This window comes from Ancylomarina salipaludis, assembly GCF_004122035.1.
Taxonomy (GTDB): Bacteria; Bacteroidota; Bacteroidia; order Bacteroidales; family Marinifilaceae; genus Ancylomarina; species Ancylomarina salipaludis.
Window position 1 is genome coordinate 1 of record NZ_SAXA01000049.1, and the last position, 732, is coordinate 732.

Consider the following 732-nt stretch of genomic DNA (forward strand, 5'->3'; position numbering starts at 1 on the left):
AAGTCGTATCGTTTTTTAAGCAAAAGTCAGATTTGGATATTCAAAAGTCTGCAGATAGGGGATTCATAAAAAGATGCAGAACGCATAAAAAATATTAATTATGGATAGTATAAAATACACAACAAACAATGCCATTTTAGGTTTACTTCTGGAGCAACAGGAACTCGAAGAAGTTAAGCAGGAAGTTGGTCTTGTTTCAAATGGAGGTGAGTATGAGACGCATGCCGGAAAGTTCTTTACGACTGCAGATTTCCTCACCTTACGCGACAAAGCGACTGTTGGCTTGGGTTCTACTAATTTTACAGGGCTTGTGGCCAAAAAATATGATGGTTTAAACGATGGGCAACTGGTGTTTGATGCCGATGGTTATGCACGAGTAGGTGATGAGGGGAGCCTGCAAATGATCGCTACCCGTGAAAATACTCCCATGCCCAATGGTATAGCCTATTATGATGAGACTTCCAGGAGTTTTAAAACGAAGGCAGAATCTTCTTTGTCAGTTGAGAATGCTGCTAAGTTGGGTGGTTTTTCGTCTAGCAATTATGCACGCACAGATGTAGATGAAACTTTTACCAAAGGTGTAACGGTAGAGGAGGATTTGAATGTTAAGAAAGCTATAAACCTTTCTAATGATGCAGGTGATAGCTATGGCGTTTTGAAGAATGATGCCGGTAAATTACTTTGGCAAGGAGAGGACGTCTACACAGCTTTAAATGCAAATAAATCGAATGT

1 protein-coding gene is annotated in these 732 nt (G+C 40.0%); it reads left to right on the top strand.

What is annotated here, in order from left to right:
• Positions 1-100 precede the first annotated feature (100 nt).
• The coding region (locus EO244_RS16815; protein WP_164977530.1) for a hypothetical protein at positions 101-732 on the top strand (632 nt) is incomplete at its 3' end.